4 protein-coding genes and 1 pseudogene are annotated in these 9,879 nt (G+C 59.7%); 2 read left to right on the top strand and 3 right to left on the bottom strand.

Features of this window, described 5'->3' with window-relative positions; translation table 11 throughout:
* Positions 1-2,338 (top strand): annotated as a pseudogene (locus OQK_RS17195) (insecticidal toxin complex protein TcaB2); the annotation flags it as partial.
* Complete coding sequence (locus tag OQK_RS17200) at positions 2,331-6,392, top strand: Ig-like domain-containing protein (protein WP_016773468.1); 4,062 nt, start codon at positions 2,331-2,333, stop codon at positions 6,390-6,392. The pseudogene OQK_RS17195 and the gene OQK_RS17200, both read left to right, overlap by 8 nt.
* A 9-nt stretch (positions 6,393-6,401) precedes the next feature.
* Here the strand turns inward: OQK_RS17200 and OQK_RS17205 are convergent, their stop codons facing one another.
* From OQK_RS17205 to OQK_RS17215, 3 genes are read right to left on the bottom strand one after another with little or no spacing between them, the layout of a single operon-like run.
* On the bottom strand, positions 6,402-7,730 hold the full coding sequence (locus tag OQK_RS17205) for a DUF58 domain-containing protein (RefSeq protein ID WP_016773469.1): 1,329 nt from the start codon (positions 7,728-7,730) through the stop codon (positions 6,402-6,404).
* Complete coding sequence (locus OQK_RS17210; protein ID WP_016773470.1) at positions 7,727-8,728, bottom strand: AAA family ATPase; 1,002 nt, start codon at positions 8,726-8,728, stop codon at positions 7,727-7,729. The genes OQK_RS17205 and OQK_RS17210 overlap by 4 nt, the downstream gene beginning before the upstream one ends.
* A complete protein-coding gene (locus tag OQK_RS17215) occupies positions 8,725-9,876 on the bottom strand; it encodes a DUF4350 domain-containing protein (RefSeq protein ID WP_038861259.1) in 1,152 nt (383 codons plus the stop codon). Before OQK_RS17215 ends, OQK_RS17210 begins: the two co-directional genes overlap by 4 nt.
* Positions 9,877-9,879 lie beyond the last annotated feature (3 nt).

Here is a 9,879-nt window from a genome sequence, read left to right on the forward strand (position 1 = left end):
TGATGAAGAGCGCTTCCAGGAAGCGCAGGACTGGCTGCATTACGTGTTCGATCCACAGGCAACCCAGGATCGGAAAGATCCGCCGGTCCCGATCATGAACCCGAAACCGGCGTACTGGCGTTGCCGGCCTCTGGATATAGAAGGGGCGGGAAGTAATCCGGGGTGGGAAATCCAGAATCCCTCTGATCCGGATGCCATTGGCTATGCCGCGCCCGCGCATTTTCAGATCCTGATGTTCACTGAGTATGTGGAAAACCTGATGGCGTGGGGCGATTGGTATTACCGCCAATTGACCCGTGACAGTCTGGTGGCCGCCAAGCTCTGCTACGTCCAGGCCGGGTTTCTGATGGGCAAGGCGCCCACCGCCGACACAGCGACTCGTTGGCAGACCGCCACCGTTGAAAACCTTCTGGCCCAGAGTGATTCACGACCGCCTCTTGAAGCGCTTGAAAATACGCAGGATTTCAACCTGGCGGATTACCCGATCGCTTCCGATACCCCGCCGATGCTGGGATTGTTGGCAAGCAAACCTTTTGAAATTCCGATCAATCAATCGCTGCTCGACCTGTTTGCAAGGCCGCAGCAACGGCTTGGTTACCTGCGCGACAATCTCACCATCGATGGCAAACCGCTGGACATATTGCTGTTCAGCCCGATGACGGATCCCAGGCAATTGCTCCGCGATCTGGCCGCTGGCAGCGCGGCCGGACCCAGACCGATGGGGGGGCGGCTGGTGGTCAATGCCTACCGTTGGCGTGTCACGTTCGAAGTCGCACTGCGTGGGGTACAGAGTCTGCGGGATTTCGGCAGTCTGGTGCTGCGACTGCTTGAACAACGCGACCGTGCCGAACAAGAAGAACTGCAGCAGAACCATCTGCTGGAGTTGGGCCGTTACGCCGAAACGGTGCAGGAACAATCCATCGCCCAACTGGAGGCGAATGTAACAGCGCTTCAGCAAAGCCGGGCAATGGCGCAGGAGCGGGCCGATGCCTATGCAACGCGTTACAACGAGAACGTTTCGCCGATCGAGTACCAGGTCATGGCCAGCCTGCAGCAGTCGAAAACATCAGCCCTGCAGGCCAAAGCCGTCAGAGTGGCAGGGGGCGTCATCGCGGCGTTGCCGAAAATCTATGGTACTTCCAACGGTGGCTTCAAGCCCGAACACGCATTCGATGCAATGGCTTTCGGTTTTGACGTCTCTTCGTCACTGCTGCAAATCGACGCCGACCGACAAGCCACGACCGAAGGCTATCGTCGCCGCCGCACTGAATGGGCGCTGCAACGCGATCAGGCGCTGGCGGAGGTGGGCGCAATCAATGCGCAGATCGAAGCGCAAAGCCATGCGGTCAACGCAGCAAGATCCAGCCTTGAACAGACGCTTCGGGCCAACAGTCAAGCGTTGACCATGTTCAACTTCCTCAAAAAACGCGCGAGCAATGCCGAATTGTTCGGCTGGATGCTTGGCCAGCTAAAAGCCCTGCACTACCAGGCGTACGACGCGGTCGTCAGTCTGTGCCTCAGTGCGCAGGCTTCGCTGGCTGCTGAAACCGGCGATTATGATGCACCGGTCCCTTTGCCTCAGGCCTGGCTCGATCACCGTTATGGTCTGGGCTCTGGCGAACAGTTGCACATGTATCTGCTGGACCAGGAACGCAGGCGCTTGCAAAGCTACGAGCGGCGGCTGGAGCTGGTCAAAACAGTTTCCTTGCGGCAGTTGTGCGACGACGGCATCGAGCCTCAAGAGGGCGTGAGCAGTTGGGCAGATGCACACCAGCAATTGATGGCAACAGGTGTATTGGAGTTCAGACTGACCCAGTTGCTGTTCGACCGGGATTACCCCGGCCATTTCTGCAGGCAGATCAGTTCAGTGGAGGTGGATCTGCCTGTCCTGACCGGTCCTTACGAGGATGTCCGGGCAACCTTGCTGCAGATCAGTAGCGTGACGGCGACCCGGCCCACCACACAGTCTGTGCAGTACCTGCATACGCCGACCTCAGGTGTACCTGGCGATCTGGTGTTCAACCTGCGCAGCGCTCAGCAGATCGTTTTATCGGTAGGGCTTTCCGACAGTGGCCTGACCCACCAGAAACCTGATGAAGGTTTACTCAACCCGTTTGAATGCACGGGTGCGGTTTCCCACTGGCGACTGAGTTTTCCTCGACCGCTAAAACAGCCACAAGCTGCAATGCTCAAATCCTTGACCGATATCATTATCCGCGTGCGCTACACCGCCAAAGCCGGCGAGCCGACGTTCGCCCAAAAAGTCACAGACCTGGTTACCAAGGCTGAAAACGCCAGTTTGAAGATGCCAGTCGAAGGAGCAGGCGACCATGAATGATCCCGTCGTGCAAAACAATCAGAATCTGGTGCTCAATGGTGACTTCAACGATCGGCTCAAAGAGTGGCGCCCCAGCGGGATGATTGGCCTGGCGAGAGAATTCTATGCTGACGAGTTAGTCAATTTCATGGAGGTCGGTGTCGGGGCTTCGGCTACACAGGTAATCAAGGCTCCCAAGACCCCCGGCGCCCGCGCGGGTTACGAACTGACGTTTCTATGCGAACTGCGGCCCGGAGTTTCATGGTCGGGCGAATCGGGCTGGTTGCACATCCGCAAGAGCGGCGATGTGTTAATGAGCATCGAACTCACGGCAGAAGAAGGCCGGAAACAGGTGCACGAAGACGCCGGACTGGGGGCGGAGCAGCCGCTGGAATTCAAGCCCCGGGTGTATCAAAGATCACTGGACCAATTGGCGTTCGTCGAAGATGACGAATTGAGCTTCGAGGTCAGCGGTGTCCCGCGCAACGCGGGCGACCGTAGTTCGACAATCTGCATCACTCGAATCGACCTGCAACTGAAGCTTGATCCGTTGCAACTGCAGACGGTGCGACTGGATGACGAAGTTCTGCCACCAGGCCAGACGTTACACCTTTGCCTGGGCGCTTCCCTTGGCGATGACCCGGACGGCTCTTTGTACATTGCGCATCGTCTGTCTTTTACCCCTGTAGACGGCAGCGTCTGGCTGGGTACGGATATCGCACTGATCATTCAGGGCAACCCATTGGAAGCAGTCAAGGCAACCCCTGACTGGGGAGTCGATCAACCGCTGCTGTCGCAGTGGTCGCTCGACTGCCCGGATATGGGAGAAGAGAAAAGTCATGACTTCACAATAAACCTGGTGAACCAGTACAACACCGAGCCTTATGCGATTGACGTGTCGCTGGGGCATCATCGATTGGCGCTTCGCGAAGTGCAGACCGCGGCGTATTACCCCGTCCTCGAGTATGCACAAAGCGTCCGGTTGGGCGTGCAGGTCCTTTCGTTCTACACCGGCCGTTCGCTTGATGGTCGAGAGGTCAGGTGGACGAGTATCGGGCAGGGCGTGCAGGGCACCGCAGTCACTGATGAACAGGGCCTGGCTTACTTCGATTTCGTCCCTGAGCAAGCCGGCGATTTTGTCATCACAGCGTCGGTCGACAGCGCTTATTACAGCAATGGCGAGGTGACTCACGAATTTCCAGTCACGGTGCTGGCGACCGACCCCTGGCGGGACTTGCGTTGCGTTGTCGAAGAGCAGGTAACCCTGTGGGACGCGACCGGTTATCCCAATCGCGGCACTGATTACCCCTTCATCGTGCGCTTGCCCGCCGACAGCCCTTTGCTGGCGACTGATCTATCGCTGCACTGGAGCGGCGTCGGGCATGAAGAGTTGAAGGTCACGGTCAACCCGCCACTCCAGCAACCGGTCGCTTTCAATGGCGACGATAGTCTCTGGACGCTGGCCTGCGAGGACTGGCTGGATGGTCGCTTCGAACTGTCATTGGTCTGCTCGAAGTTGTTACTGCCATCGCCGCGTAAACCCATGTCGCTGGCGCGCAACAAGGTCAGGATCGCTGACACGCGCGGCCCGAATATTTCGCCGGTTGTCGAGAACTACGAAAAGACCTTGATGCGAGTGCAGGTGGTGCATGTCACTGACAAAGGTGCCGGTGAGCCGGTAATTGATGCGTTCGTCGACTGGCAAACCCCCGAGGGTATTGTCAAGTCTCGTACTGGCAGTGGTGGCTGGGCCAGCCTGTATTACTGGCCGTTGAAGGCTTTGAGCGACGAGACGATTACCGCCAGTGTGAGTGCTTACGAAGGCGGGCCGGCAGATGGACACACGTTTTCGGTCACGGCGTTTGCACGAGACGAGTGGAAGGACAAGGTCAGGATCACGTTTGATGGCTTTCAAATTTCCAGTGACGGAATCGCTTGCAAGCGAGGCAAGACGCACATCCTGACGGTCCGTGCATATGAGAATAGCCCGCTGATTGGCGAGGCAATTACGCTCGGTTGGCGCAACGCAAAGCCAGAGATCGGGCTTGCGGTGAGCGACCTTGATAGGCCGAGAATATTGCGCGAAGGGGAAGATCTGAGTTGGTTGTTCAGCTCTGATCGTATCGAAAGTACCAGCAGTATTTTCGAGGTAAGTTTGCTCACCGACACTCTCACGAACAAGGATTTTTCTTGCCGACTGTTATCACCTGACCTCCATGAAGAAATGACCGTGGTCCTGGATCAGATGACCGATCTCAGGGGGCAGCCGCTCTTTCCGTGTATTGGCGCTATACATCGCTATATCTTCCGCACCAATGCGCTGAGTCCTTTAGTGGGTATCCCCATGGATCTGATATGGACTGGAAGCCCGGCGGCGGAGCTCGGAATCGAGTTGAGCCCACCCCCCAAGAGCGAAAATGTTGTGGACGACAGCGGGTTTACCTGGACGCTGGACTGTTCAAAAAGTACCAAACCCGGGGTTTTCAAACTTGCGTTCATTATCAGTACCCATGGCTTGAGCGACATCAATACGATGACCCTGGCCCACAATAAAATCACGATCGAAGACGTCCGTGCATCTGCGGTGGATCCGGTCATTGGGCAGGATCCTGCGTGGATGTGGCTGAAGGTACGCTCCCCTTATCGTCCCGACCTCCCTCTGGAGCAAGTGGCTGTTCAATGGACAGCCGACGGCAGCACCGAAGTGCACGGGACGGGGGCCGACGGCTGGAGTGGTTTTCCCTTTGCGCCAACCACGGCAGGTGAGCATGTGGTGACAGCGGCGGTTATCAGCCCTTATGACCGTTTTGAAGAGCGCCGCTCCATGCAGGTTCTAGCGCTGGAAGGGGATCCGTGGGACGGATTCGAATACAGTTTCGACTCCAGACCGTTTCAGCCGCTGGGTGAAAGCGCTGAATTCCCCCGGCGCAAGGGGCAGCATCAACTGAGCGTGAGTGCTCCGGCTGGCAGTGCGCTGCATGACCAATATCTGACACTGGGCATGACCGGCACCGGGCCGGCGGAATTGGGCTTGCGCTTCGAGGAACCACGTCTGGGTGATCCCAGGTTTTTTTCGGAAGCTGGAATGACCTATCGGTTCAACGCGGGCGACCTCAAGGACGGGAGTTTCGGCCTGCGCTTTGCCTCGGCGCGGTTGGCCAGGCTTTCTCCAGTTATTGCGATGTCGCTGGGGCAAGGCGCGCAGGTGGTAAAAATTGCGGATCGTTCGCGCAGCAGTCAGACGCTGTTTTGGGGCGAGGCTGTATCGGAGCGGATCACCATTGTGTCGGGCATCAGTGGCAGACCGATGGTAGGGATGAAGGTTGTCTGGCGCAGTCCGGACCTTGGTGAGGTGACCACCACTACCAACTTCTACGGTGAAGCGCGGATACGGTTCGTGCCGACAACACCGGGTGCGGCGCAACTGACCGCCACGGTGGGCGATGCGCTGTATTCGGAGTCGATTTCCTTAGCGTTTTTGCTGCACGAGCCCCGGGAGATCAAGGAACTGGTCAGCGATTATCCGAGCGGGTATCCGGGGCAACAGATGACCGCGCAAGTCCTGGTAGTGTCAGCGAGTACCGCGCAACCCTTGGCCAATGTTGAAGTGATGTGGGAGTACGACCGCACCTCGCTGCCGACAACCCTGACGGATGCCGAAGGCAAGGCAACGGCGCGCATTGTCTTGGACGGAGCAGGCGAGGCTGCGTTGCGGGCGTCGGTAAAGGGTGGTTTGGCTGGCTGGGTGGTAAAAACGCTCTGGTTGACCGTCACTGAGTGTCCAGCAGCGGTGGAATCCGTTGTTGCGTCGCCTAATCCGGTTCCCTTGCAGACCTACGTCTCCATGACCGCGCTGATTGTGGCCAAGGAGGGGCGAGAGCCCATGCCCAGACGGAAAATCCTTGTCTCCACTAATGGAGCACCGTTCACTGAGTCGTTTACCAGTCACAGCGGGCGATACCAGGCTCACTGGCGGCCGATGAGCCTTACGGATCAGATTTCGCTGGTCGTCAAAGTAGAAAACAGCGACGGCACTTCGGACAGCGGCGCTGTGCATGTTGCAGTCACCAACTGATCGAATCTGTCAGATCGCAGCGGTCTTTTTCCAGCTCATGTAGCTTGTCACCAGTCCGGCCCCCAGCTCGGCGGGCCGAACATCCATCACTGCAACGCCATGGGCAGTCAGCCGCTCATGGAGTTGCGAGCGGTCATTGAGAAAATCGATGGTGCCGCAGTAGGCTAATGCTTCGGGCAGTGTTTGCACTGGCGTCTGGCGTAACCTATCCAGCGCTTCCTCGCGCAGGCTCGCCACCAGCACCCGATGTTGGGCGCTCAACCGTCTGACCGCGCCCAGCACTTGATCATCGTCATCGCGCAGATTGGTCACCAGCACTACCAGCGCCCGCCGCTTTTGGCGGGCCAACAACTGGTTGGCAGCAGCCTGGTAATCAGCAGGGAGCTGGGTGCTCCCGAGGTCATAAACAGCGTTGAGCAGGACGTTCAGTTGGCCGCTGCCTTTGACAGGCGCGACATGGCGCGGCTCATCACCGGCAAAGGTACTCATGCCCACCGCATCCCCTTGGCGCAACGCCACATAGCTAAGCAGCAGGCAGGCATTGAGCGCGTGATCGAAGTGCGACAGCTCACCATCGTGACTGCGCATCTGCCGGCCGCAATCGAGCAGGAAGATGATCTGTTGATCGCGCTCATCTTCGTACTCGCGGGCAATCGGCGTGCGCTGGCGGGCGGTGGCTTTCCAGTCGATCTGGCGCAGGCTGTCGCCCTCGCGAAATTCGCGCAACTGATGGAATTCCTGACCCTGACCGCGACGTTGCCGCTGACGTATGCCGAGCTGGCTCAGCCAGTTGTCGACGGCGCGCAACTCACCGCCGTAAAGCCGGGCGAAGTCCGGGTAGACACGGGTCTCGTCGCGGACGCTGAGCAGGCGTTTGCCGGACCATAATCCCAAGGGGCTGGGCAGGTTGACTTCGCACTGTTCGAAGCAGAAATGCCCGCGTTCGAGAGGTCGCAGACGGTAGGTGAGCTGACTGACATGGCCGGGTTGAAGCTCGACAACTGTTGGCAGATATTCAAACGCGAGGCCGTCGGGTACGTGGTCGAAGAAATTGATGTTCAGTGGCTCGGCAAACTCATGGGCGACCTCCAGCTTCACCTCTCCCCAGCGCCCGAGCGCCAGGCTGCCGGGCATCTGTCGTTTGATGCGCGGCGAGGGCAGGCGTCTGAGGCGTACGGCGTCGATAACCGCCAAGGCCAACAGCGCCAGGAGCAACCCCCAGTTGATCGAAATCAGGCTCGACGGGAGCTCTCTGCCGAGTGCCTGAAAGGCGCCAAGCACGATGCTGACGCCCAGCAGCAGCGCCAGCCAGATCAGCAGCAAACGCGAGGGTTTCACAGGCGCGGCGCCGGCACTTGATCGAGCAATTGCGCGAGCACCTGATCGACCTGCAGGCCTTCGATGTCCAGCTCCGGTGCGATGCGCACGCGATGGCGCAGCACAGCGAGTGCGCAGCCTTTGATGTCATCCGGAATCACGAACTCGCCGCCGCGCAACAAGGCGCGGGCACGGGCGCAACGCACCAGTGCAATCGAGGCGCGTGGTCCGGCGCCGAGGGTCAGGCCCGGCCAGGTGCGCGTGCTGCGCGCCAGACGCACGGCGTAATCGAGGACCTGATCATCCAGCGGCAGATCGCTGGCAATACGCTGCAACGCCTGCACGTCTTTGGCTTGCAACACTGTGCGTAGCGGTTGCACATCGAGCATGTCGGCGCGGGTCGAACGACAGACCTGACGGACCATGTTCAGCTCCTGATCGGCGTCGGGATAATCCATGCGCACCTTGAGCATGAAACGGTCGAGCTCGGCTTCCGGCAGCGGATAGGTGCCTTCCTGTTCGATCGGGTTCTGCGTCGCCAAAACCATGAACGGTTGCGCGATGGGCAGGGGGCGACCTTCGAGTGTCACCTGGCGTTCCTGCATGGCTTCGAGCAATGCCGCCTGGGTTTTTGCCGGGGCGCGGTTGATCTCGTCCGCCAGCAGCAGGTTGGTGAACAGCGGGCCTTTGCGCAGCTTGAACTGCTCGGTCTGCAGGTCATACACGGCGTGGCCGGTAACGTCGCTGGGCATCAGATCCGGGGTGAACTGGATGCGCGCGAACTCGCCGCCGAAGCATCGCGCCAGTGCCCGCACCAGCAAGGTCTTGCCCAGACCGGGCACGCCTTCGAGCAGCACGTGGCCGCCGGCGATCAGCGCGGTCAGGACATCGTCGACCACCGCATCCTGGCCGATCAGCGCCTTGTTCAATTCGTTGCGCACTGCCTGCGCCAACTGGCTGGCACGCTGGCGCTGCTGGGCGGCGTGCGTCGCGCTGCCGGGCTCGATCTGTTCAGTCATAACGCGTTCCTCAAGGTTTGCAGATGAGCGACCTGCCGGCTGAATTCGGCGCTGGACAAACGCTGCTTCGGACGTGGGCTCAGGGCCTGGCTGATGGCGCGGGTGGGTTGCCGGGTCAGGCGCGATAACGCCAGCCATTGTTCGGCCACATTCAATTGATCGAAACCGGGATGGCGGCGGCGCGCGCGGCGCAGGATGTCTTGTTGCAAGGCTTGCAGCAGCGCTTGCTGGCCGTTGTGGCGCAGGAGGAAATCGGCACTGGCACGCAGATGCTCCAGCAGTTGGCGCCGACCCGCTGGCGCCGGCATTTGCACCGGGCCATGGCGTACGCCGGCCTGCCACAACCACAGGCCGATCAAGGCGAGCAGGGCGACGATGGCCTGCGGGAAGTAGCGCCAGAGCAAGGTCCACAAGCCATCGTGCGCGGTGTTGTAAATCAGCGTGACGTCGGTGTCGGCGCTCAGATACCAGAGCAGCCAGGCGTTGTCATATTTGCCGATAGCGCCGGTTTTCCACAGCTCGGCATCGGTGACCACGGTGATCGTGCCGAGGCCGTACACCCGTTGCATCATGTGCGTGGCTTTGGCGCTGTTGGCCCAGGCTTGCGCGACATTGTTCGGGTCGTCGAGGTGGAAGTCGGTGTCGAAACCGGCGTAGGCGGGCGCGTCTTCGTCTTCCAGGTACAGTTTGGTCAGTTTCGGGAAGCGGTCCTTTTCCACGTCCACTGGTGGATCTTTCAAGTCCTTGCTCAGCGATTGATGCAGTTGCACCTTATCGAGTAGCAGATCATTGCTTTGCCCGGTTTGCGCATCCCACAGCGATTCAGCGACAAATACCAAGCGTCCGCCGGCGCGAGTCCAGTTCAGCACCTGATCGACTTCACGCGGTGTCATCCGCGCGCGCTCGCCGAACAACAACAAGGTGTGGCTGTGCGGATCGATCTGCGGCAGTACCGCCAGGGTCTCGGCGTGACTGACCGCGAGGCCGCGCTCGCGCAGGAACATTTCTGCCGCCAGATAAGGATTGGCTTGCGCGGCAGGCGAGGGGCCGTGATCGACGGTTTCCTGATAGGGCCGGGCCTTGAGGTAGAGGAACAGGCTCAAGCCGCCAAGCAGCACAAGCGCCAGCGCAGCCAACGACCAGCCGATGCG

The organism is Pseudomonas sp. R62, assembly GCF_000257605.1.
GTDB classification, from domain to species: Bacteria; Pseudomonadota; Gammaproteobacteria; order Pseudomonadales; family Pseudomonadaceae; genus Aquipseudomonas; species Aquipseudomonas atacamensis.